We start from the raw sequence: 23,676 nt of genomic DNA, 5'->3' as shown, positions 1-23,676 counted from the left end.
CGCGGGGCGGGGTGCGCCGGGCCGTCAGAAGGCGGCCTCGTCCAGGTCCATCAGGGACAGGTCGGTCTCCTCGGCGACGCGCCGCGCCACGGCGACGGACGGCAGGACGGTGGCGGCGAAGTGCCGGGCCGCCGCGACCTTGCCCGCGTAGAACGCACGGTCCTTCGCGCTCGCCCCCGGCAGCTTGGCGACGGCCACGGCGGCGCCGCGCAGCAGCAGGTAGGCGACGACGACGTCACCGGCCGCCATGAGGAACGGCGTCGTGTTGAGCCCGACCTTGTACAGCGCGCGGACGTCCTTCTCGGTCGCCGCGAGGTCGGTCAGCAGCACACCGACCAGGCCCTCCAGATCGCCGACGGCGCTCGTCAGCCGCTCGCGCGCCCCCGCCAGCTCCGCCCCGCCGGGCTCCTCGGCGAGGAACTTCCTGATCTCCTCGGCCAGCGCCGTGAGGGCGACGCCCTGGTTGCGGACGATCTTGCGGAAGAAGAAGTCCTGCCCCTGGATCGCGGTGGTGCCCTCGTAGAGCGTGTCGATCTTCGCGTCCCTGATGTACTGCTCGACCGGGTAGTCCTGGAGGTACCCGGAGCCGCCGAGCGTCTGGAGCGACTCGGCGAGCTGCTGGTAGGAGCGCTCCGAGCCGTACCCCTTCACCACGGGCAGGAGCAGGTCGTTCAGCGCCTCGTCGGCGGACGCGTCCTCGCCCGCGGCCTGCTTCACGGTGATCGAGTCCTGCACGGACGCGGTGTACAGGACGAGGGCGCGCATGCCCTCGGCGTACGCCTTCTGCGTCATGAGGGACCGGCGCACGTCGGGGTGGTGGGTGATCGTGACGCGCGGGGCCGACTTGTCGGCGAACTGCGTGAGGTCCGGACCCTGCACGCGCTCCTTCGCGTACGCGAGGGCGTTGAGGTAACCGGTGGAGAGGGTGGCGATGGCCTTCGTGCCCACCATCATCCGGGCGAACTCGATGATCTTGAACATCTGCCGGATGCCGTCGTGCTTCTCGCCCAGCAGCCAGCCGCGCGCCGGGGTGCCGTGGGCGCCGAACGTCAGCTCGCACGTGTTGGAGACCTTGAGGCCCATCTTGTGCTCGACGTTCGTGGCGAAGACGCCGTTGCGCTCGCCGAGGGCGCCGGTGTCCCAGTCGAAGTCGTACTTCGGCACGATGAACAGCGACAGCCCCTTCGTGCCGGGCTTGTGGCCCTCGGGGCGGGCGAGGACGAGGTGGACGATGTTCTCCGAGAGGTCGTGCTCACCGGAGGTGATGAACCGCTTCACCCCCTCGATGTGCCAGGAACCGTCCTCCTGCCGCACCGCCTTCGCACGCCCGGCACCCACGTCGGAGCCCGCGTCGGGCTCGGTCAGCACCATCGTGGACGCCCACTCCCGGTCCACCATGAGACGGGCGATCTTCCGCTGCTCCTCGGTGCCCTCGTCGTACACGACGCGGCCGAAGGTGGGACCCGAGCCGTACATCCAGATCGCGGGGTTGGCGCCGAGGACGTTCTCGCCGGCGGCCCACACGAGGGAGCGCGGCGCCGTCAGGCCGCCCAGCTCCTCGCCGATGCTCATCCGCCACCACTCGGCGTCCATGTAGGCGCGGTAGCTGCGGCGGAACGACTCGGGCAGCGGCGCGGTGTGCTCGGCCGGGTCGAAGACCGGCGGGTTGCGGTCGCCGTCGGTGTACGAGGCGGCCAGCTCGTTCTCGGCGAGACGGGCGACCTCGCGGAGCATCTCCCGGGCGGTGTCGGGATCGGTCTCACCGAAGGGGCCGGTGCCGTACACCGTCTCGCGGCCCAGGACCTCGAACAGGTTGAACTCGATGTCGCGGAGATTCGACTTGTAGTGACCCATGGCGGCGACTCCGTAGAAGTGCGGTGCGGTGCGGTGTGTGACGTGCGTGCGGTGCGGAGGGGACGGTGCTGCGTACCGACAGGTAACACCCATATTGCTACCCGCGGGTAATAAGAAGCAAGCGGAAACCGGTCAATCACGGGTCGATACTCTTTCCGGCATGTACGGCTACGACAACCAGTCCGCCTACCAGGGGCAGCAGCAGCCCTACGGGGGACAGCAGCCGCTGGCCGGCTACGGCGGCCAGCAGCTCTACCCGGAGCAGCCGCAGCCCGCCGCCCCCGCGGCCCCGCCCGCGCCGCCGTCCCTCGCCGACGCGCTGCGCGCCTACACGTCCGGTGCCATGTCGAGCGAGGAGTTCCACGACATCTTCCTCGGCGCCAAGATCTACTGCCCGCGCGGTGACAACCCCGGGTTCCTCGCCCTGCACACCACCCAGCAGCCCGTCATCCCGCTGTTCAGCTCGCTGAAGGAGCTGCGCCGCTACGCCGGGAAGGAGTCGAAGTACTTCACGGTGACGGGCGGCGAGGTCCTCGACCTCCTGCCGACCGGGTACGGCTTCGCGCTCGACATGGAGGGCGAGCACCGGCTCGTGCTCGACGCCAAGTCCGTGGAGGAGATGGTCGATTACACGATGCGCCGGCTGTACGGCTGAGCGGCGCCGCCGGAGTGCGCCGCCTCGACAGAAGTTGATGCTTCAACTAACCTGGGGGCGGCCACTCAGGAGGTTCCGATGCCCGCCATCACCGTGGACAACCCGCTCACCCTGCCCCGCGTCCCCGCGCCCGCGCCGGACGACGTGCCGCGCCCCGTGCGCGCCGTCACCACCGCGCCGACCGGCTACGAGGGCGAGGGCTTCCCCGTCCGCCGCGCCTTCGCGGGCATCAACCACCGCCACCTCGACCCGTTCATCATGATGGACCAGATGGGCGAGGTGGATTATCAGGCCGGCGAACCGCGCGGGACGCCATGGCACCCGCACCGGGGGTTCGAAACCGTCACTTACTTGATTGACGGAACCTTCATTCATCGGGATTCGCATGGCGGCGGCGGGGTCATCAATGACGGTGACACTCAGTGGATGACGGCCGGATCCGGGTTGCTCCACATCGAGACTCCGCCCGAAGAACTGGTCATGTCCGGCGGGCTGTTCCACGGGATCCAGTTGTGGGTCAATCTGCCGGCCGAGGACAAGATGATGGCGCCGCGGTACCAGGACATCGGCGGCGGGAGCGTCACGTACCTGACCAGCGCCGACGGTGGTTCGTTGCTTCGGTTGATCGCCGGGAGCATTGGTGGCAACGAAGGGCCAGGGATCACCCACACGCCGATCACGCTTGTGCACGCCACAGTGCAGGCCGGAGCCGAATCGGTCCTTCCCTGGCGGTCCGATTTCAACGCGCTCGCGTACGTGCTCGCGGGAAACGGCTACGCGGGAACGGAGAGGCGACCCGTTCACATGGGCCAGACCGTCGTTTTCGGCAGTGGCGATGCGCTCACGGTCGGCGCGGACACGAAGCAGGATTCCCGGACGAACGCCCTTGAGATCCTGCTCCTCGGCGGGCAGCCGATCCGCGAACCGATCGCGCACTACGGGCCGTTCGTGATGAACACGCGCGCCGAACTGCAGCAGGCGTTCGACGACTTCCGGGCGGGGCGTCTCGGTACCGTTCCCGCCGTCCACGGCATGACGGGGGCCGGGCCGCGCGGCTGACCGGGGGCGGTGTCACACCGCGGGGGCGCCGGGTGCCGGGTCGGCCGGTTCCCTGCGCTCCCGCAGCTCGAACCACGTCGTCTTGCCCATCCCGCGCGGCTGGTACCCCCACGCGTCCGACATGGCGTCCATCAGCACCATCCCCCGCCCCGTCGTCGCCAGCTCCCCCGGGTCCCGGACGCGCGGCAGCTCGTCGCTCGGGTCGCTGACCTCCACGCGCAGCAGCCGGTCGCCCCGCCGCCCGCTCAGCTCGGCCACGATCAGCGCGTCCCCCTCCGTGTGGATGAGGGCGTTCGTCACCATCTCCGAGACCAGCACCGCCGCGCCGTGCACCCGGTCGGGGTCGGCCCAGTCCCGCAGCATCTCCGCCACCCGGCGGCGGCCCTCCGCGATCCGCGCCGGCTCGTCCTGCCCGATCGTGAGGACCGCCCTGCGCACCGGCTCCCCGGCGTCGCCGCGCGGCGGCCCGCCGCGCCGCCGCAGCAGGACGAGCGCGATGTCGTCGCGGTCCTCCCCGCGCGCCGCGCCCGCCGTCGACGGCGTCCCCTGCACCGTGTCGACGAGCGTGTCCGCCAGGTCCTCCAGATGCAGCCCCCGCAGCCCCTCCACGGCCTCCCGCAGGCGCGCCCAGCCCGAGTCGAGGTCGCGCCCGCCGGTCTCCACCAGGCCGTCCGTCACCAGCAGCAGCGTCTCGCCCGGCTGGAGGATCAGGCGGGTCGTCGGGTAGTCCTCGCGCGGCGCGATGCCGAGCGGCAGGCCGCCGGCCGTCGGGCGCGTCACGAGCGAGCCGTCCTCGAAGACCATCACCGGGTCCAGGTGCCCGGCCCGCGCGATGTCCAGCGTCCCCGACGGCGGGTCGACCCGGACGTACAGGCAGGTCGCGAACCGTGGGTCGGGCGTGTCCTCGCCGAGCGAGGCGAGGAAGCGGGAGGCCCGGTTCAGCACCGCGTCGGGCCGGTGCCCCTCCGAGGCGTACGCGCGCAGCGCGATCCTGAGCTGCGCCATCACGGCCGCCGCCCGCACGTCGTGGCCCTGCACGTCCCCGATGATCAGGGCGACCCCGCCGTCCGGCAGCGGGATCACGTCGTACCAGTCGCCGCCGACCCGCAGCCCCCCGCCGGTCGGCACGTAGCGGGTCGCCAGCAGCATCCCCGGCACCGTGGGCGCGGGGCCGGGCCGCATGGTGTGCTGGAGGTCGGCGGACAGCTCGCGCTCCGTGTCCTGGAGGAACGTCCGCGACAGCGCCTGCGCCAGCAGCCGCGCCAGCGTCGTCAGCATCGCCCGGTCGTCGATCGTGAACGCCACCGGCGAGGAGAACGCCACCAGCCACACGCCGATCAGCCGGCCGCCGACCGACAGCGGCAGGAACGCCCACGAGCAGCGGTTGTACGTCCGCACGGCGGGCCAGAAGTCGCCGTAGCGCTCCCGGTACTCCTCGGGCGTGGCGATGTACACGGCGTGCCCGGTGCGCATCACCTCGGCCGCCGGGTACGCGCTGTCCAGCGGCAGCGGCAGGCCGAGCGCGTCCGTGTCGATGGGGGTGCCGTGGTACTCGGCCATCCAGATCCGGTCGCCCTCGCTGGTGAAGACGGCGATGCCGTCCGGCGAGAAGCCCGGCATCGCCAGGGCGGCCGTCGCCCGCAGGACGTCGGCCGTGCTGTCGGCCTCGGACAGCGCCTGCCCCGCCTCCAGGACGAACGCCTCGCGCGCACGCCGCCAGTCCCAGTCCTCGGCGGCCATCGGCGGCCGGTCGGGGGCCGTGCGCGGGACCTCGACCAGCGTGCCGGCCGCCCCCCGCACCGGATCCCCGGGCCGCATCAGCGAGCCCGCGACCCGCATCCGCAGGGTCCGCAGCACCTCGCCGCTCTCCGTGACGAGCCGGAACTCGGCCTCCGTCACCCGGCCCTCCGCCTCGGCGACCGACAGGACGCGCTGGAGGTCGGTGAAGTCCTGCACGGGGGTGCGGGAGCGGAGCGCGCCCTCGGACAGGGTCGTCGGGCCGGGGCCCAGGCCGAAGAGCCCGGCGGCGGTGCCGTCGAGGACGACCACGCCCCGGGCATCGTCCCAGCTCCACACTCCGACGCCGGCGGCGGCCAGCACATCTTCGGCGCGCATGATGCCCCACCTTATGCAGGTATACGGGGAAGCGGCGAGCGAAGGTGGGCCGGTAGTCTGATGACCCGTCCCCCCATCCGCCTACGCCTTGGACGAACGATGCATCGGTACCGGTCCCACACCTGCGGCGAGCTGCGCTCGACGGACATCGGCCGCGATGTCCGGCTGTCGGGCTGGCTCCACAATCGCCGGAACCTGGGGGGCATCCTCTTCGTCGATCTGCGGGACCACTACGGCGTCGTCCAGCTCGTCGTCCGCCCCGGCTCGGCCGGCTACGAGGCCGTCAGCGAGCGGCTCGGCGGTCTCGCGAAGGAGACGGTCCTGCGGGTCGACGGCACGGTCGTGGGGCGCGGCGCCGAGAACGTGAACCCGGAGCTGGCCACCGGCGAGATCGAGATCGAGGTCGCCGAGGTCGAGGTCCTGGGCGCGGCCGAGCAGATCCCGTTCACCATCAACGCCGAGGACGGCGTGAACGAGGAGCGCCGCCTCGAGTACCGCTTCCTCGACCTGCGCCGCGAGCGCATGCACCGCAACATCATGCTGCGCTCCTCCGTCATCGCCGCGCTCCGGCGGAAGATGACCGACCTCGGGTTCAACGAGCTGGCGACCCCGATCCTGTCCGCCACCTCGCCGGAGGGCGCGCGGGACTTCCTGGTGCCGTCCCGGCTGCACCCCGGCACGTTCTACGCGCTGCCGCAGGCGCCGCAGCAGTTCAAGCAGCTCCTCATGATCGCCGGTTTCGACCGGTACTTCCAGATCGCCCCGTGCTTCCGGGACGAGGACGCGCGCGCCGACCGCTCGCCGGGCGAGTTCTACCAGCTCGACGTGGAGATGAGCTTCGTCGAGCAGGAGGACGTCTTCGGGGTCATCGAGACGGTGATGACGGAGATCTTCCAGGAGTTCGGCGGCGGGCGGCACGTCACCTCGCCGTTCCCGCGCATCCCGTTCCGCGAGGCGATGCTGAAGTACGGCTCCGACAAGCCCGACCTGCGGGCCAGGCTGGAGCTGACGGACGTCTCGGAGATCTTCGCCGGCTCCGGGTTCAAGGCGTTCGCCGGGAAGCACGTGCGGGCGCTCGCCGTCCCGGACACGGCGGGGCAGCCGCGCAAGTTCTTCGACCAGCTCGGCGAGTTCGCCGTCTCACTGGGCGCGCAGGGCCTCGCGTGGGTGCGTGTCGGGGAGGACCGGACGCTGACCGGGCCGATCGCCAAGTTCCTCACCGAGGAGGACACCGCGGCCCTCCTCGGCGCGCTGGACGCGGGTCCCGGCACGGCCGTCTTCTTCGGCGCCGGCGCCTTCGACGAGGTGTCCCGGATCATGGGCGCGGTCCGCGTCGAGGCGGCCCGGCGGGCCGGCCACTTCGAGGAGAACGTCTTCCGGTTCTGCTGGATCGTGGACTTCCCCATGTTCGAGCGGAACGAGGACACCGGGGCCGTCGAGTTCTCGCACAACCCGTTCTCCATGCCGCAGGGCGGCCTCGAAGCGCTGGAGAGCAAGGACCCGCTGGACGTCCTCGCCTGGCAGTACGACATCGTCTGCAACGGGGTCGAGCTGTCCTCCGGCGCCATCAGGAACCACGAGCCGGAGATCATGTACCGGGCGTTCGAGATCGCCGGCTACAGCCGCGAGGACGTCGAGCGCGACTTCGGCGGCATGCTGCGGGCCTTCCAGTACGGCGCCCCGCCGCACGGCGGCATCGCCCCGGGCGTCGACCGCATGGTGATGCTCCTCGCGGACGAGCCGAACATCCGGGAGACCATCGCGTTCCCCCTCAACGGCAACGCGCAGGACCTCCTGATGGGCGCGCCGAGCCCGGTCGACGACAGCCGCCTGCGGGAACTGCACCTCTCCCTGCGGGAGTCGGCCAAGCGCCAGCCCTGATCCCGGGGTTCCCTGCGGTGCCGCGCGGGGGCGGGGGGCGGCCCCCTCGTCCCCGCGCGGTGTGCTCAGTAGGATGACCGCCGGCCGGTGCTGCCGCCGGCCGGAGGGGGGCCTCGATGAGTCAGCCGCCGTACGGAGCGCCGCCGCCGGGCTGGGGGCAGCCGCCCGGGGGGAGTGTGCCGCCGCCCGCCGTGCCGCAGGCCCCGGCCGCCCTGCCGCCCGGGACGCCGCCCGTGGCCCCGCCGTACGCGTCCCCCTATCCGCCGGGGCCGCCGACCGGCGCCGTCCCGTCCGTCCGGCCGGTGCCGCCGCCCGGGGGCACGCTGGAACTGCGGCTCCCGGGCGCGGCGCCCGCCGGGTTCGGCCCGCCCGTGCCGCCGTCCGGCGGGCGGCGGCGCGGCCCGTCGGCGCGCGCGGTGGTGATCGCGAGCGTGGTAGCCGCCGTCGCGCTGGCCGGGGTGGGCCTGTTCGTCTCGCTCGGGGACGGCGGGGGCGGTGAGGCGTTTGCCGGTGCCTCGCCGAGCGCTCCCGCGGACACCGGTGCGCCGGACGACGACCCGGCCGACATCCTCCCGGACGAGACCGACGACCTGATCCCCGATGCGCCGGGTGCTCCGGTCGAGATCCCGGACGAGACGCTGCCGGACGCGCCGCTCGCCGCCCCCACGGGGACGGGTCTTGAGGCGATCTGGCGGCGGGACGGCGGCGGTCTGCTCGTCCTCAGCGGCGAGCCGGTCGAGGGCGGTGACGGGCAGCAGCTCTACGGGGCCGGCTATGTCGAGGGCGGGCTGGAGTGCTCGGGCGCCCACGCCACGGTGGACGGCGCGGAGCGGATCGCCCTGCTGTGCACCGAGGACGGCGTGGACACCGGCGAGGAGCTGGGGGGCTTCATCGACTTCTCCGGCGGCGACGACCTCGGCATCGCGTGGGACGACGGCGGCTCCGACGCCTACACCCGCTACGGCGACCTCTCGCAGTACGGACAGCAGGGCTGAGGGGCGTCAGCGGACGACGTCGAGGACGTTGAGCTGGATGCCGTTCGCGTACGTCTCGTGCTCGACGAGCCGCAGCCGCTGCGTGTCCTTGTCGGTGTCGCTGAACAGCCGCTTCCCCGCGCCGAGCAGGACGGGGAAGACGAGCAGGTGGTAGCGGTCGATCAGGCCGGCGTCGGACAGGCCGTGGTTCAGGGCGGCACTGCCGTGCACGATGATCGGCCCGCCCTCGGTCTCCTTGAGCGCGGCGACGTCGTCGAGGGAGCGCAGGATCACGGTCTCGCCCCACTCGGGGACCAGGCGGTCCTCGGTGAGGGTGGTGGAGACGACGTACTTCGGCATGGCGAGGTAGCCGGCGAAGTCCTCCATGGCGGGCCAGACCGGGCCGAACGCCTCGTAGCTGGTGCGGCCGAGCAGCAGCGCGGTGGACTCGCGCTGCTCGCGGTCCTTGATGGCGTACGCCTCGGGGAGGAACTCGACGTCCTTGACGGTCCACCCGGAGTTCCGGTGGCCGGGCTCGCCGCCCGGGGCCTCCACGACGCCGTCGAGCGAGACGAAGGCGGTGCTGATGAGTATGCGCATGCGGGGCTCCTGGGTCTTCCGGGCAGGCGGCACGGCGGGCGGCCGTGGACACGATGTCAGGGAGGACCCGGGGCCGCCGGGGAACTCATCGGTCCCCGCCGGCTCCCGCGCGACCGCTCAGAGACCGAACTCGGACGGGTGGAGGGCGAGGGCGGCGCACGCCTCGCGCAGGACGGCGGCCTCCGCGTGGGAGAAGTAGCCGTCGGCGCCGGCGACCACCATGCCGGTCTGGATGACCGCCCTGGCCTCGGCCGGCTTCTTCGCCACCTTCGCCAGCTCCGCCATCGCCTCGGACCGGCCGGCCGGCAGGCCCCGCACGAGCTGGTCGACATGCCGGTTGAAGCGCCGCCGCAGCTCGTCGGCCGGGAAGTTCTGCAGGACCTCGTTGGTGACGATCATCTGCTCGACGTGCTGCCGCTCGGCGCTGTCCACCGTGCCGTCGGCGGCGGCGACCAGCGCGCACACCGCCATGCTCGCGTCACGGTAGGCGCCGCTCTTCAGCTCGTGCCGCATGGAGGTGAGCTGCGACTTGAGGGCGCCCATCACCATGGACCGCGTCCCGCCGCCGCTGCCGCCGCTCCCGCTCCGGCCGCCGCCGGGCCGCCCCGTCGCTCCCTTGAGCTGGTTGATCCGGTCCCACATCGCCATCGCCCTGGCCTCCCTACAGGCTGTCCCGTCCCGTGAACGCCCGGGACGGACGCCGGGTTCCGGCACCCTTGTCCCTCCATGGGGTGAACGTCTTCAGCCGCAGGCTGTTCGCGACGACCGAGACCGACGAGAAGGCCATCGCCGCGCCCGCCAGCATCGGGTTGAGCAGCCCGGCCGCCGCAAGCGGCAGCGCTGCCGTGTTGTAGCCGAACGCCCAGCCCAGGTTGCCGAGGATGGTCCGCAGGGTGCGGCGGGACAGGCGGATCGCGTCGGCCGCCGCCAGCAGGTCGCCCCCGACCAGCGTCAGGTCGCTCGCCTCGATCGCGGCGTCCGTGCCGGTGCCCATGGCGATGCCCAGGTCGGCGGTGGCGAGGGCGGCGGCGTCGTTCACGCCGTCCCCGGCCATGGCGACCGTACGGCCCTCCTCCCGCAGCCGCCGGACCACGGCCACCTTGTCCTCCGGCAGCACCCCGGCGATGACCTCGCGGATGCCGACCTCGTCGGCCACCGCGCGGGCCACCCGCTCGTTGTCGCCGGTCAGCAGGACCGGCGTCAGTCCGAGCGACGTCAGCCGCCGCACGGCCTCGGCGCTGGTGGGCTTCACGGCGTCGGCGATCTCGAGCACCGCGCGTGCCGCGCCGTCCCAGGCCACCAGGACGGCGGTGCGGCCACGTTCCTCCGCGTCGTCACGGGCCGTCCGCAGCCACTCGGGCAGGGGCACGGACGCCCCGGCCAGCAGCGGCTCCCGGCCGACGAGCACGGTGTGCCCCGCGACCGTGCCCCGGACGCCGAGGCCGGGCACGGCCGTGAAACCGGCGAGGGCCGGCAGCGGCCCGGTGCGCTCGCGCGCCGCGTCGGCGACCGCGCGGGCGACGGGGTGCTCCGAGGCGTGCTCGACGGCGCCCGCGAGCCGCAGCACCGTCTCCTCCGGCGTGCCCTCCGGCGCCGTGCGGACGGCCAGCAGCGTCATCCGGCCGGTCGTGACGGTGCCGGTCTTGTCGAGGACGATCGTGTCGGCCCTGCGCGTCGTCTCCAGCGCCTCGGGACCCTTGATGAGGATGCCGAGCTGCGCGCCGCGCCCGGTGCCGACCAGCAGCGCGGTGGGCGTGGCGAGCCCGAGGGCGCAGGGGCACGCGATGATCAGGACGGCCACGGCGGCCGTGAACGCGGTGTCGGCGCCGGCCCCGCGCCACAGCCAGAAGGCCAGTGTGCCGAGCGAGAGCAGCAGCACGGCGGGCACGAACACCGCCGAGACGCGGTCGGCGAGGCGCTGGGCCGCGGCCTTGCCGCTCTGCGCCTCGGCGACGAGCCGCGCCATCCGCGCGAGGCGGGTCTCCTCGCCGACGCGGGTGGCGGTGACGACGAGGCGGCCGCCGGCGTTCAGCGTGCCGCCGGTGACGGCGGCGCCGGGGCCGACCTCGACGGGCACGGACTCGCCGGTCAGCAGGGACGCGTCGACGGCGGATGTGCCCTCGGCGACGGTGCCGTCCGTCGCGATCTTCTCGCCGGGCCGGACGACGAACCGCGTGCCCACGGCCAGGCGGCCGGCGGGCAGCCGCTCCTCGCGGCCGTCGTCGTGCAGGACGGTGACGTCCTTGGCACCGAGGTCGAGGAGGGCGCGCAGCGCGGCGCCCGCGCGGCGCTTGGTGCGCGCCTCCAGGTACCGCCCGGCGAGGAGGAACGCGGTGACGCCGGCCGCGGCCTCCAGGTAGATGTCGGGCGGGCCGTCCTGGCGCCGGACGGACAGGTCGAACGCGTGGTGCATCGCCGGTTCGCCCGCGCCGCCGATGAACAGCGCCCACACCGACCACAGGAGCGCGGCGAGCGTGCCGAGGGAGACGAGGGTGTCCATGGTCGCCGCGCCGTGCCGGGCGTTCTTCAGGGCGGCGCGGTGGAACGGCCGGCCGCCCCAGACGACGGCGGGTGCGGCGAGCGTCAGGGACAGCCACTGCCAGTACGTGAACTGCCAGGCCGGCACCATCGCGAGCACCACGACGGGCGCCGCGAGCAGGGCCGTGACGGTGAGCCGGTGCGCGAGGTCGCGGCTGTGGGCGGTCTCCCCGGTGTCGTCGGCGCGGCCGCCGCCCCCGTCCCCGTCCGCCGCCTCCGGCGCGGGAGGCCGCGGCGGAGTGGCGGTGTACCCGGTGGCCTCGACGGTCGCGACGAGGTCCGCCACGGTGACGTCGGGGGCGTGGGCGACGCGTGCCTGCTCGGTCGCGTAGTTCACGGTGGCGGTGACGCCGTCCATGCGGTTGAGCTTCTTCTCGATCCGCGCGGCGCAGGCGGCGCAGGTCATGCCGCCGATGGCCAGCACGACCTCGGTCCCGTCGGCGGTCTCCCGCGGTGTCGCTGTCATCGCCGCATCACTGCTCCTCGACGCTCGAAGATACCCTCCGGAGGTATGTCTACCATACCCCCCAGGGGTATCAAAACGGCGCGGATGCCCACCCCGGGCTGCCGCCCCGCGGCCGATGCCGCACCCTGGAGGCATGGCACCGCGCGCTCATATCGTCGTACTGGCTCCTGGATCCAGGGGGCGGCGTGTCCGCGCGGGCGGCGCCGACCTCGGGCTCGCCCGCTCGCCCGCCGAACTCATCGAGTTCCTGCGCAGGGCCGGGCTCGACCCCGACGACGTGCGGCTGGACGACCCCGCGCTGATCGAGTGGCGCGGCGGCGGCCCCGACGTATGGACTCCTTAGCGCCACGCCCCCTCGCTCTCCCGCCACATCACTCCGGTCCGCCGTCCGGGCGATGAGTTCCCGCTGCCCCGGGGGGCACAGGTGCGGACGGACACATCCGGACGACGGAAGGGCGGGCGATGACGCGCTCGTGGAGCGGGCCTGCGGTCGAGACGACGGGGCCGGTCAAGGCATGCGGCGGCAGACGGGCCGAGTGACAACGGCCAGCCATCGGAGAGGTCAGGCCCCGCCATCCGTTTCCGGATACCGAGCCTGTTCTCGTATGTGTCTCTCAGCGCACGCGATGACCAGGAGGCTGGCGCTCCGGCGCGGTCGGAGTCCACTGGCCGGAGGCCGGATCCTGGCCGAGGCCGCGCACCCGTTCGCTCGGAAGACTCTGTCCGGCATGGTGCTCCACACGATCATGCGGAGACGGCGCTCGCGGTCTTCCGGCCGGTGCCGAGCCTGAGGAGCAGCGAAGCCCCGGTCAGCGCCACACCGAACCACACGACACTGGTGACACTCATATCGTCGGCGAACAGTCCGCCCAGAAGCGCTCCGAGCGCGATGGACGTGTTGTACGCCATGGTATTGAGCGACATCGCCGCTTCGAAGGTCTCGGGCGCGGCAGCGAGAGTCATGTTGACCTGGCTCAGCTGCACGGCGCCGAAGGACAGCCCCCAGAGGACCAGCGCGACGATCACGCCCGCCTTCCCGTCGCCGGTCGTGAGCAGCAACAACAAGGCCGTGATGAGACCCGCGCCACCGACGACGAAGGTGCCCCGCACGCTCTTGTTCACCGTGTATCCGGCGACGAAGTTCCCGACGGCGCCTCCGATACCGAAGATGATCAGCACGACGGTGATGAAGGTGGCTGTGGCCGATGCACTGTCCTCCAGGAAGGGCCGCACGAAGGTGTACGCCCCGAAATGGCCAAGGACGAAGAAGACGACGATGAACAGCACCGTACGCAGCTGCACGTTCTTGAGCGGGAGCTCGAAGACTTCCCGGACCGAGACCGCGTTCGCTGACGGAAGCGACGGGACAGTGGCAGCGACCGCGAGGAACACCAACACGCTGAGGCCGGCCCAGATGGCGAACGTGGTGCGCCAGTCGGTGTAGCTCTCGATGATGGTGCCCAGCGGGATGCCCACCACGGTGGCGATCGAGATGCCGGACATCACGACCGCGGCCGCCTTGCTCGCCTGCCGCTCCGGCACGATACGCATGGCCATGCTCACGCCGATCGCCCAGAACACACCGCTGGCGAATCCCATGACGAGACGCGTTGTCAGGATCAGCGGGTAGTTCGGTGAGATGGCGGTGATGAGGTTGCCCAGGGCCAAGATCGCCAGCAGCGTGGACAGCAGCAGGCGCCGGTTGACACGCCTGGTCCAGGCCACGATGAAGGGTACGCCCAACCCCGCCGCGACACCTTGCGCCGTGACCATCAGCCCGGCGGCACCCACGGAGATGTCCAGGCTGTTGCTCAGCGGGGTGAGCAGGCCGACGGGCATCAGCTCAGTGGTGAGGAAGACGAACAGACTGGCCGTGATGGCGGCAACACCGAGCCATGCCCGTGATGCCGAAGGCCGGCGTTCTTCCTGAGGGAGCATTTCCTGCTGTGTGACCATTTCGTCGCTCCGATGGATTCAGGCTGTCAGGTTTACGGATTTCTCTGGAACTCTTCGCCGGATCAATGCGCCGTCTTGGCCCGGATACCGCTGGTCTCGTCGCGGTGAAGAGGTTCATCGGGGCCGGGCTCTTGCGGCCTGGCTGGCCGGGGTTGCGCCAGCAGCATGGCCGTGAGAATCGATACGACACCGATCAGCTGCAGAATCGACAACGTCTCGTGGAGAAACACGTATCCGAGAATGGTCGCGACGATCGGGCTGCCCAGGGCGAGGAAGGAGACCGCCAGTGCCGGCAACCTCTCTATCCCGCGGAACCAGATCATGTAACTGATGACGGCGCCGAGGGAGACGAGATAGGCGAACCCTAGGATGTTGGTTCCTGTGATACTGGACGGCAGTCCTTCGACGGCCAGCGTGAACGGAAGCAGGACCAGTCCGCCCACGGTGAGTTGCCAGCCGGTGAAGGGAAGCAGCCCCACCCCGTCCGGGCGCCCCCACCGCTTGGTCAGCGTGATGCCGGTGGCCATGCACATCGCGCCGCCGAGCGCCGCCACCACACCGACGTAGTCGAGTTCCACCGTTCCCCTGAACACGAGCAACACGACACCGGCCACGCCGAGGACACAGGCCGCCACATGGGAAGACCGGATTCTGTCGCCGATGAACAGCGCCGCCAGGACGAGTACGAACATCGGCTGCGCCGACATGATCACCGCCGCGATGCCACCGGGAAGCCGGTAGGCCGCGACGAACAGCAGGAAGTTGAATGCGCCGATGTTCAGGGTTCCGAGCACCAGGGTGCGCCACAGCCAGACCCCGGTCGGTAGCGTGCGGGCGAGGGCCAGCAGAAACAGGCCCCCTGGAAGCGCCCGCACGGTGGTGGCCAGCAGGGGACGGTCCGGCGGCAGCCACTCGGTTGTCACCAGATAGGTGCTGCCCCAGACCGCCGGCGCCAGTGCTGTCACACCAGCGGTGAGGAGTTGCCGCCCGCTCTTCATGTCGCGCCGCCTCCCGTACCGGAACACCTGTCATCGACATCGCCGATGACAGGCAGGACAAATGCATTCACGTTCAACTGATTCCTCGATGAAGGAGGTCGCTCTCCGCGACCAGACAGCGGTTTCCGACGGCAACGATTTCGTCGGGCAGGAGGCGGCATCCGGGTAGTGCGGCGACAGGCCTCCCGCACACCTCAGTCGAAGATGGCTTCGCGGGTGCGGGTGCGCTTGATCTCGAAGAAGCCGTCGGTGCCCGCCACGGCGAGGACACCGTCCCAGAGGCGTCCGGCGGCCTCGCCGCGCGGAGTGGGGCTGATCACCGGTCCGAAGAAGGCGACAGGGCGCACCTGTTCGACTTCCAGCAACCAGCGGGAGGTGAGCCATGCCCACGGACAGCGCGGATCGACCCATATGTCGGCGACGGTGACCGTCTGCGGCTTCGGCGGAGCAAGGCTCATGACCGGCTCGTCCTCTCGATCGAAATCTGGTTGCCGCCGGCTTGCTCAAGCTCGGGAGAGAGCACCGTGAGAACGGGCGACGGGGGAATTCCCCAAGGAACACCGATGCGGTCCCTTCACAGCGGGACTTGGCACACGCACAGTCTCAGTCCGCAGCCATCAATGAGTCCAACACATGCTTGTCACCTCATCTAGCGCGATGCACGATAGATGCATGGAGCTCCAGCAGATGCGCTACGTGGTTGCCGTCGCCGAGACGAACAGCTTCACCCGGGCCGCCGAACGCTGTCTGGTCGTCCAGTCCGCCCTCAGCCACCAAGTCGCCCGCCTCGAGAAGGAACTGGGCGCGAGACTCTTCGAGCGCACCAGCCGCCGGGTACGGCTGACGCCGGCCGGTGCGGCCTTCCTTCCCGCAGCCCGGCAGTGTCTGGACGCCGCGGAGCGCGCGGCCAACGAAGTCGCCGCGGCCGTCGGCGAGGTGCGCGGACGGCTCGCCGTGGGCGTCATCCCGTCCGTCGCCGCAGTCGACATCCCGGGCGCCCTGCGCGACTTCCACCAGCAGTACCCGAACGTGCGCATCAGCCTGAGCGTGGGCGCGAGCGACGGACTGGTCGAGCAGGTGAAGACGGGAGGCATCGAGGTGGCCTTCCTCGGACTGCCGACGACGGTGCGCCCCGAAGGCGTCAACTCCCGCGAACTCGCCCGTGACCGGCTGGTCGCGGTGGTGGGGCCGGACCATCCGCTGGCCCAGGAGTCGGCGGTCGACCTGCGCAGGCTGTCCTCCGAGATGTTCGTGGACCTGCCGGCCAAGACGGCCGGACGTGTCCAGTCCGACCTGGCCTTCTCGGCCGCCGGTGTCCACCGCGACGTCGCCTTCGAGGTGACCAACGCAGACTTCCTGGCGCGACTGGTCGGACAGGGCCTCGGTGTCGCCATGCTCCCCTCCGCCTACGTGGCTCGACTCAGCGGCGTCACCACCATCGAGGTCACCGACGCACCGACCCGCGTCGAGCACATCGTCTGGAGCCGCGACAACAGCACGCCCGCGGCCACCGCCTTCCTCGCCATCCTCGGCATCTCGGTCGATGACAAGTGAAACGGTGGTCGCCGCCCCGGCTGCCCGGGCAGGCGACCTCGACGTGCATGCAGCGGGGAGCCGCGAGAGCGTGCTTGAGCTCACTGTGTCGCGGTGAATCTCGAGCGTCGCCGTTGAGCGGTTCAGCGTGATGCAGTGCAGTCCGGGGCACCTTCTCCCTTGGCGGTGCCGACGACCGGCTCGGCCTCGCCGATGGCGTACGCCACCTGGACCTCGCAGCGGGTGGCGAGACCCGCGGCGACCACGTTCTTGGCGGCCCGGCGCATCGCGTACGTGGCGGAGCGGTCGATCTCGTCGCCGCCCGCGTCCTGGTCGCGGTGTTCGGCACGTTCACGACGCGCCTGTACAACCGCGCGTGATCCCGCGCGCGGCGGGAGCGGTGTCGAACGCCCGTTCCTTCCCCTGGCGGGGCGGCTGTACCAGGATGTGCCCATGCACGACGACTCCTCCCCCCGCGCGATCGCGGACGCCTACGTGGAAACCCTCGCCGACCTCGACCCCCTGGTCGGCACCCAACTCGGCATCAGGCCGGGCGCCACCGCCCTGCCCGACCTGTCGCCGGACGGCTCGGCCGCCGTCGCCGACGCCCAGCGGGCCACCCTCGCGCGGCTCGGCGACGCGGCGGGGACGGACGCCCTGCCGCCCGTCGAGCGCCGCGCCGCCCGCCTCCTGCGCGAGCGCCTCACCGCGCGCCTCGCCGTCCACGAGGCAGGGGAGGACCTGCGCAACGTCTCGAACCTCTTCTCGCCGGTCCAGTCGCTGCGGTCGATATTCCTGCTGATGCCGACCGGTACCGACGACGACTGGGCCGCCATCGCCCGGCGCATGGCCAACGTCCCCGACGCCCTGGCCGGGTACACGGCGTCCCTGCGGGAGGGCGTCGCGCGCGGCATGACCGCCGCCCCGCGCCAGGCCGAGACCGTCGCCGCCCAGCTCGACACCTGGCTCGCCGCCGACTGGTACCGCGACTTCGTGTCGGCCGGACCCGACGCCCTGCGCGCCGACCTCGACGCCGCCGCCACCGCCGCCACCGACGCCCTGGACCGCCTGCGCGGCTACCTGCGCGGCACGTACCTCCCCGCCGCGGCCGGGACGCCGGACGCCGTCGGCCGCGACCGCTACCTCGCCGGCGCCCGGCTGTGGACCGGCGCCGACCTCGACCCGGAGGAGGCGTACGCCTACGGGTGGGAGGAGTTCCACCGGCTCGCCGCCGAGATGCGGTCCGTCGCCGGGCGGATCCTGCCCGGCGCGCCGACCGCCGCGGTGCTCGAACACCTGGAGCGCGAGGGCGAGGCCATCGAGGGCGAGGAGGCGATCCGCGCCTGGCTCCAGGACCTCGTGGACCGCGCCATCGACGCGCTCGACGGCACGCACTTCGAGCTGGCCGCGCCGATCCGCCGCGTCGAGACGATGATCGCCCCGCCCGGCAGCGCCGCCGCCCCGTACTACACGCGGCCGTCCCTCGACTTCAGCCGCCCGGGCCGCACCTGGCTCCCGACCCAGGGCGCCACCCGCTTCCCCGTGTGGCACCTCGTGTCGACCTGGTACCACGAGGGCGTGCCGGGGCACCACCTCCAGCTCGCGCAGTGGGTGCACGTCCAGGACAGCCTCTCCCGCTTCCAGGCGAGCATCGGCAGTGTCAGCGCGACGACCGAGGGGTGGGCGCTGTACGCCGAGCGCCTCATGGACGAGCTGGGCTTCCTCACCGACCCGGCCCACCGCATGGGCTACCTGTCGGGGCAGATGCTGCGTGCCGTCCGCGTCATCATCGACATCGGCATGCACCTGGGGCTGCGCGTCCCGGCCGGCGAGGAGTTCCACCCCGGCGAGGTGTGGACGCCGCAGCTCGCGGCGGAGTTCTTCGCGCTGCACACGGGCCACGACCCGGAGTACACGGCGTCCGAGCTGACCCGCTACCTCGGCATGCCGGGCCAGGCCATCAGCTACAAGCTGGGGGAGCGGGCCTGGCTCGCCGGCCGTGCGGCGGCCCGCGAGGCGGCGGGCGGCGCGTTCGACCTGAAGGCGTGGCACATGGCGGCCCTGTCCCTCGGCGCCCTCGGCCTGGACGACCTGGCCGGCGAGCTGAGCGCCCTGCGCTGAGACGCCGCCCGCCGCGCCGGCGTCAGTCCTCCGGCGCGGCGGGCACCCCGCGCACGCGGAGGCCCGCGAGCAGCCGCAGCGTCGCCTCGGCGACCTCGTCGACGGCCGCGTCGAACACCTCGCGGTTGCGCGCCGACGGGGTGCGGTACCCGCTGATCTTGCGCACGTACTGCAACGCGGCGGCCCGCACGTCGTCCTCGGTCACGTCGTCGGCGGCGGGCGGGCGGAGCGTCCTGATGCTGCGGCACATGCCGTCCAGTGTGCCCCGTGCCCGGCGCCGCGGCCGAGCGTCATAGTCCACAGGCGGCCCGTCATCGTCCACAGCGCCCGCCCTAGCATCGAGTCACTGCCGAAGCCGCGCGGCACCGGTCATCCCGTTCCACCCCCACGAACGAACGGAGATCCCCCCATGCGCAGGACGAGCGCACGCTTCAAGCTGGTCAGTGCTGTCGCGGTGACGACCGCCGTGGCAGCGCTCGGCGGGGTCACCGCCGCCCAGAGCGCCGCGGCCGGCACCGCCGCCGCGCCCCTCGCCGCCGGGACGCCGACCGGGTTCGGCGCCGGCACGACCGGCGGCGCCGGCGGCTCGACCGTCACCGTGGACTCGGCCGACGAGTTCATCGACGCGGCCGAGAGCGACGGGCCGCTGCAGATCCGGGTCACCGGCACCATCGAGCTGGACGACATGGCGGACGTGACGTCCGACAAGACCATCGTCGGTGTCGGCACCTCCGGCGTCATCGACGGCAGCGGCCTCAACATCTCCCGGGCCGACAACGTCATCGTGCAGAACCTGACGTTCCGCGACTCCGACGACGACGGGATCAACGTCCAGTACTCGACGAACGTCTGGATCGACCACAACGACTTCACGAACCCGAACGACGGCGCCCTCGACATCAAGCGGGCGTCCACCGACATCACGGTCTCGTGGAACCACGCCTACGACGTGGACAAGAACATGCTGCTCGGCCACTCCGACAGCAACGCGTCCGAGGACGTCGGCAAGCTGCACGTCAGCTACCACCACAACTGGTTCGACGGCACGACGCAGCGGAACCCGCGCGTCCGCTTCGGCGACCCGGTGCACGTCTACAACAACTACTACGACAACGTGAGCAGCTACGGTGTCGCCTCCACGGAGGACGCGGGCGTCCTGATCGAGGGCAACTACTTCGAGGGGACGGACGACCCGTACCACCTCGGCGAGGCGTCGTCCGACGAGGGCAGCATCGTCGCCCGCAACAACCACTTCGTGGACTCCGGGAGCGGCGAGGCCGGCGGCTCCGTCGCGTCCATCCCGTACAGCTACAGCCTCGACCCGGCGTCCAGCGTCAAGTCGATCGTGACGGCGGGCGCGGGCGTCGGCCACGTCTGACCGGCACACGCCCATGGCGGCGGCACGGACGCTCCGGCGCCCGTGCCGCCGCTCTTGTCGGCCGGCCCGCCCACCGCTATCGTCCACGCCGACCTCGTACCGCGTCGGGCAAGGTTCGCCCCGTCGCGTCGCCCGGCACGGCACCTCGCCGCGTTGCCGAATCGTCCAAGTGCGCCCAGCACGAGGGCGATCCGGCGCCTTGCGATGCACCGCACCGGACGCCGCTCCTCGACGGGCAAACCCTGCCCGACGCGGCACTCGTACCCCGCTGTCGTCCCCGAACGAGGCAGCCAGCATGGTGGAGTTGCGATCCGCGACGGCGCGGCGTCCGGCCGGCAGGGCGACGATCGGCCTGGTCACGGCCAACCTCCACCTCGGTGTCGGCGCGACCCTGTGGGCCGGCGTCATCGACGCCTGCGCCCGCAACGACGTGAACCTCGTCTGCTTCCCCGGCGACGCCCTGCACCCAGGATCTCCCCGCAACGCCCTCTACGACCTGCTGGCGGGCGCCCGTGTCGACGGGACGATCTGCTGGTCGTCCACGCTCGGCCTGGCCGCCGGCGGCGACCGCGCCGCCCGCCTCGCCCGCAGGCTCGCCGCGCTCGGACCGGTCATCAGCCTGAACCGCGCCCTCGACGGCCGGGAGACCGACACCCTGCTGCTCGACTCGCACGCGGGCATGCGGGAGGCCGTCAGCCACCTCGTACGGCACCACGGCCGCCACCGCCTCGCCTGCCTGCGCGGGCCGCTCGCCAACCCCGTCTCCCGCGACCGGTTCCGCGCCTACACCGACGCGCTCACCCGGCACCGCATCCCGCGCGACCGCCGGCTCGTCTCCGCGTCCCTCGACTACGCGTCGGGCGCGGGCGCCGCCGCGATGCGGGTCCTGCTCGACGTGCGCGGACTGCGCCCCGGCAGCGACTTCGACGCCGTCGTGGCCTGCAGCGACGTCCTGGCCGCCGACGCGCTGCGGCTGCTCACCGAGCGCGGCATCCGCGTCCCCGACGACGTGGCGCTGATCAGCTTCAACGACTCGGCCGAGGCCAGGATCAGCGATCCGCCGCTCACCTCGGTGGCCCTGCCGTTCGCCGAACTGGGCGCGCTCGCCGTGGACACCCTGCTCGCCCGCCTGCGCGGGACCCGGCCGCCCGCGCGCCGCGCGGTGCCGGGGACCCTCGTCATCCGCAGGTCCTGCGGGTGCGCCTCGCCGCTCGTCGCCCAGGGCGCGGCCGACGCGCCGCCGGACGCGGACGGGCCGCCGGACGGGGAGCCGCCGCTGCCGCCCCTCGGCCCCGGCTTCCTCCCCGCGCTGGAACGCCGCCTCGCCGCCCGTACGCGCACCCCCGAGGACGCCGCGGGACTCGACCGCGCCCTGCTGCGGCTGCGCGCCCGCACACCGCCGACCGCCGAGGCGGAACGGGCCGTCGCGCAGGCCCGGCTGATGGTCGCCGACAAGGCGCGCCGGCTCCTGGAGTACGAGCGCTGGACCAGCGAGCAGGAGGCCCGCCGCCTGCGCGCCCTCGCCACCGCCCTCACCACGGCGACCGACACGGCCGCGATCGCCGAGGCGCTCGACCGCCACCTCCCCGGCCTCGGGATACCGCGCCACCGCCTCGCGCTGCTCCCGCGCGGCCCGGACGCCACCGCCGCACCGCTCGCGCTGCCGGTCACGGGCGACCGGCCCGACCGGTTCACGGCCGTCCTCGAACCCCTCCACATCGGCGCCGAGCACCTCGGCCACGCCGTCTTCGAGACGGAGCCGCCCACCGGCCCCGGCGGTGAGAGCACCAGCCGCGCCGCCGCACGCCGGGGCGCGCTGTGCCGGGCGCTCGGCGACCATGTCAGCGCCGCCCTGAAGGGCGTGCGGCTGTTCGAGGAGGTGCGGGAGGCCAGGGACGCGGCCGAGCGCGCCAGCCGGTTCAAGACCCGCGTCCTCGACAACGCCACCGACGAGCTGCGCACCCCCGTCGAGACGATCCTGCGGCACACCGGCCCCGGCGACCCGGCGCACGAGGGCGCGGCCCGGCTCCTGCGTCTGATCGACGACCTCCTCGACCTGTCGCGCTCCCAGACCGACGCGCTCGCGCTCGACCGCCGCCTCGTCGACCCCCGCCCCCTGCTGACGGGCGCCGGCGCGGCGCGGCACCGCGTACCGGCGAGGCTGCCGGCCGTGCGGGCCGACCCGGCGAGGCTCCGCCAGGTCCTCGGCAACCTCGTCGCGGCAGCGGGGGACGACGCGCTGCTGACCGCCGCCGTCGCGCCGCCGTACCTGACGGTGCTGGTGCGGGGCACGGCGCCGGCCGTCCCGCGCGACGAGGACGAGCAGGCCGTGTTCCAGCCGTTCGCGACCCGCGGGCTCGGGCTCGCCGTCGCGCGCCGCCTCGCCGCGCTGCACGGCGGCACCCTCACCGCGCACCGCGCCGCCGGAGCGCTGGAGTTCCGCCTCGACCTGCCGCTGCCGACGCCCGCCGAGCCGCACGGGCCGCCCGCCGCCGCGCCGGGGACCGCGCTCCTCACGGTGGACCGCGTGCCGCCCGGCACGGCCGCCGCCGTCCCAGGCCTTTGGCCGCGCGCCGTCCACCCCGACGACGACATCACGACGCTGACCGCGGGCACCCCGCCGGCCGCCGTCGCCTGGGACACGGCCGTCGCGACCCCGCAGGCGTGGGCGACGGCCCGGCGTCTCCACGGCCACCCGGCGCTGCGGCACACCCCGTTCCTCCTGTACGGGCCGGCCGTCGAGGGCACCGACCTGGCCGCCGCGCTGCGCGCGCTGCGGCCGGCGGGCATCGCCGAACCGGCCGTCGTGGCGTGCGGCGCCCCCGCCGCGCGCGAGCGCCTGCGCCGGCTGGCCGCCGCCGCGCTCCCCGGCAGCCCGGTCCGCGCCGCGGCCGACGGGACGGCCGCGCTGGCCCTGCTCGCCGAGGAGGCCGCCCCGCCCGCGCTGCTCGTCACCGACCGGGTCCTGCCCGACATGGACGGCTTCGACCTGGTGGAACGGCTCCCCGGGGTGCCCGCGCTGATGCTGAGCGACGCCGGCTTCAGCCCCGCCGACGTACGCCGGGCCGAGCCGCACCCGGGGCTCGTCCTCCTCGGCCACGGCATCCTCGACGACGCCGAGACGGCGCGTCTGCTCGCGGCCCTCGTGGAACGCGCGGCGCCCGGCCGCCGGCCCGCGGCCGACCCGGCCCCCGTGCGCCACGCCCTCGCGTACATCGAGCAGCACTACCGGTACCGCTTCTCGCGGTGGCAGGTCGCGCAGGCGGCCGGCGTCAGCGAGGACCATCTCGGCCGGCTGTTCCACCGCGAACTGGGCGTGACGCTGTGGGAGTACCTGACGCGGCTGCGCATCAGCCGCGCGAAGGAGCGGCTGCAGCGCAGCGACGACAACGTGGAGACGGTCGCGCGGGCGGTCGGCTTCCACGACCGGGCGTACTTCAGCCGGGTGTTCCGGCGGGTGACGGGGGTGGCCCCGCACGCGTGGCGCGACGTGCGCGACGTGCCGTGACGCGGCCCGGCCGGTAATCCCCGTGCGCGGCCGGTCACGC

18 protein-coding genes and 1 pseudogene are annotated in these 23,676 nt (G+C 72.8%); 9 read left to right on the top strand and 10 right to left on the bottom strand.

The window, feature by feature from the left end:
* Nucleotides 1-24 precede the first annotated feature (24 nt).
* Nucleotides 25-1,854, bottom strand: coding sequence for an acyl-CoA dehydrogenase (locus tag EMA09_RS13760; protein ID WP_129841337.1), 1,830 nt, complete (start codon nucleotides 1,852-1,854; stop codon nucleotides 25-27).
* Nucleotides 1,855-2,014: 160 nt separating this feature from the next.
* Here EMA09_RS13760 and EMA09_RS13755 point away from each other — a divergent pair, with 160 nt between their 5' ends.
* A complete protein-coding gene (locus EMA09_RS13755) occupies nucleotides 2,015-2,509 on the top strand; it encodes an SseB family protein (protein WP_129841336.1) in 495 nt (164 codons plus the stop codon).
* Nucleotides 2,510-2,587: 78 nt separating this feature from the next.
* On the top strand, nucleotides 2,588-3,568 hold the full coding sequence (locus EMA09_RS13750) for a pirin family protein (RefSeq protein WP_129841335.1): 981 nt from the start codon (nucleotides 2,588-2,590) through the stop codon (nucleotides 3,566-3,568).
* A 12-nt stretch (nucleotides 3,569-3,580) separates the two neighbouring features.
* Here the strand turns inward: EMA09_RS13750 and EMA09_RS13745 are convergent, their stop codons facing one another.
* A complete protein-coding gene (locus EMA09_RS13745; RefSeq protein WP_129841334.1) occupies nucleotides 3,581-5,683 on the bottom strand; it encodes a SpoIIE family protein phosphatase in 2,103 nt (700 codons plus the stop codon).
* A gap of 99 nt (nucleotides 5,684-5,782) precedes the next feature.
* On the opposite strand from EMA09_RS13745, the gene aspS reads away from it, so the two are divergent.
* Nucleotides 5,783-7,564 (top strand): aspartate--tRNA ligase, encoded by a 1,782-nt coding sequence (aspS, locus tag EMA09_RS13740; protein ID WP_129841333.1) that lies wholly within the window; start codon nucleotides 5,783-5,785, stop codon nucleotides 7,562-7,564.
* 116 nt (nucleotides 7,565-7,680) lie between these two features.
* A complete protein-coding gene (locus EMA09_RS13735) occupies nucleotides 7,681-8,559 on the top strand; it encodes a hypothetical protein (protein ID WP_129841332.1) in 879 nt (292 codons plus the stop codon).
* 6 nt (nucleotides 8,560-8,565) lie between these two features.
* On the opposite strand, the gene EMA09_RS13730 is transcribed toward EMA09_RS13735, so the two are convergent.
* From EMA09_RS13730 to EMA09_RS13720, 3 genes are all read right to left on the bottom strand, one after another.
* A complete protein-coding gene (locus EMA09_RS13730; RefSeq protein ID WP_129841331.1) occupies nucleotides 8,566-9,138 on the bottom strand; it encodes a dihydrofolate reductase family protein in 573 nt (190 codons plus the stop codon).
* Between the two features lie 117 nt (nucleotides 9,139-9,255).
* Nucleotides 9,256-9,786 carry a TerB family tellurite resistance protein gene (locus EMA09_RS13725; protein ID WP_129841330.1) on the bottom strand — a complete coding sequence of 177 codons (531 nt, stop codon included), beginning with the start codon at nucleotides 9,784-9,786 and terminating at the stop codon, nucleotides 9,256-9,258.
* A gap of 13 nt (nucleotides 9,787-9,799) precedes the next feature.
* The gene (locus tag EMA09_RS13720) at nucleotides 9,800-12,142 is read right to left on the bottom strand and encodes a heavy metal translocating P-type ATPase (protein ID WP_129841329.1); all 2,343 of its coding nucleotides are present in this window, start codon (nucleotides 12,140-12,142) and stop codon (nucleotides 9,800-9,802) included.
* Between the two features lie 133 nt (nucleotides 12,143-12,275).
* Here EMA09_RS13720 and EMA09_RS13715 point away from each other — a divergent pair, with 133 nt between their 5' ends.
* Nucleotides 12,276-12,485 (top strand): hypothetical protein, encoded by a 210-nt coding sequence (locus EMA09_RS13715; RefSeq protein WP_129841328.1) that lies wholly within the window; start codon nucleotides 12,276-12,278, stop codon nucleotides 12,483-12,485.
* Between the two features lie 401 nt (nucleotides 12,486-12,886).
* Here EMA09_RS13715 and EMA09_RS13710 read toward each other — a convergent pair whose 3' ends face one another.
* From EMA09_RS13710 to EMA09_RS13700, 3 genes are all read right to left on the bottom strand, one after another.
* Nucleotides 12,887-14,098 carry an MFS transporter gene (locus tag EMA09_RS13710; protein ID WP_240796386.1) on the bottom strand — a complete coding sequence of 404 codons (1,212 nt, stop codon included), beginning with the start codon at nucleotides 14,096-14,098 and terminating at the stop codon, nucleotides 12,887-12,889.
* A 62-nt stretch (nucleotides 14,099-14,160) separates the two neighbouring features.
* Nucleotides 14,161-15,096, bottom strand: coding sequence for an EamA family transporter (locus EMA09_RS13705; RefSeq protein WP_129841327.1), 936 nt, complete (start codon nucleotides 15,094-15,096; stop codon nucleotides 14,161-14,163).
* 194 nt (nucleotides 15,097-15,290) lie between these two features.
* Entirely contained in the window at nucleotides 15,291-15,554 is a 264-nt protein-coding gene (locus EMA09_RS13700; protein ID WP_129841326.1) for a hypothetical protein, read from the bottom strand.
* A gap of 214 nt (nucleotides 15,555-15,768) precedes the next feature.
* On the opposite strand from EMA09_RS13700, the gene EMA09_RS13695 reads away from it, so the two are divergent.
* The gene (locus EMA09_RS13695) at nucleotides 15,769-16,650 is read left to right on the top strand and encodes a LysR family transcriptional regulator (protein ID WP_129841325.1); all 882 of its coding nucleotides are present in this window, start codon (nucleotides 15,769-15,771) and stop codon (nucleotides 16,648-16,650) included.
* A gap of 173 nt (nucleotides 16,651-16,823) precedes the next feature.
* Here EMA09_RS13695 and EMA09_RS13690 read toward each other — a convergent pair.
* Nucleotides 16,824-16,943: pseudogene (locus EMA09_RS13690) on the bottom strand (methionine adenosyltransferase domain-containing protein); the annotation flags it as partial.
* A 139-nt stretch (nucleotides 16,944-17,082) separates the two neighbouring features.
* Between EMA09_RS13690 and EMA09_RS13685 the strand changes: the two are divergent.
* Complete coding sequence (locus EMA09_RS13685) at nucleotides 17,083-18,750, top strand: DUF885 domain-containing protein (RefSeq protein ID WP_129841324.1); 1,668 nt, start codon at nucleotides 17,083-17,085, stop codon at nucleotides 18,748-18,750.
* Between the two features lie 22 nt (nucleotides 18,751-18,772).
* Here the strand turns inward: EMA09_RS13685 and EMA09_RS13680 are convergent, their stop codons facing one another.
* Entirely contained in the window at nucleotides 18,773-19,000 is a 228-nt protein-coding gene (locus EMA09_RS13680; RefSeq protein ID WP_129841323.1) for a DUF2277 domain-containing protein, read from the bottom strand.
* A gap of 159 nt (nucleotides 19,001-19,159) precedes the next feature.
* Between EMA09_RS13680 and EMA09_RS13675 the strand changes: the two genes are divergently transcribed.
* The gene (locus tag EMA09_RS13675; protein ID WP_129841322.1) at nucleotides 19,160-20,128 is read left to right on the top strand and encodes a right-handed parallel beta-helix repeat-containing protein; all 969 of its coding nucleotides are present in this window, start codon (nucleotides 19,160-19,162) and stop codon (nucleotides 20,126-20,128) included.
* 295 nt (nucleotides 20,129-20,423) lie between these two features.
* On the top strand, nucleotides 20,424-23,636 hold the full coding sequence (locus tag EMA09_RS13670; RefSeq protein WP_168220725.1) for a substrate-binding domain-containing protein: 3,213 nt from the start codon (nucleotides 20,424-20,426) through the stop codon (nucleotides 23,634-23,636).
* Nucleotides 23,637-23,676: the final 40 nt, after the last annotated feature.

This window comes from Streptomyces sp. RFCAC02, assembly GCF_004193175.1.
Taxonomy (GTDB): Bacteria; Actinomycetota; Actinomycetes; order Streptomycetales; family Streptomycetaceae; genus Streptomyces.
Note: the sequence above shows the minus strand (reverse complement) of the source record. Positions and strands in the feature narration are given on the sequence as shown.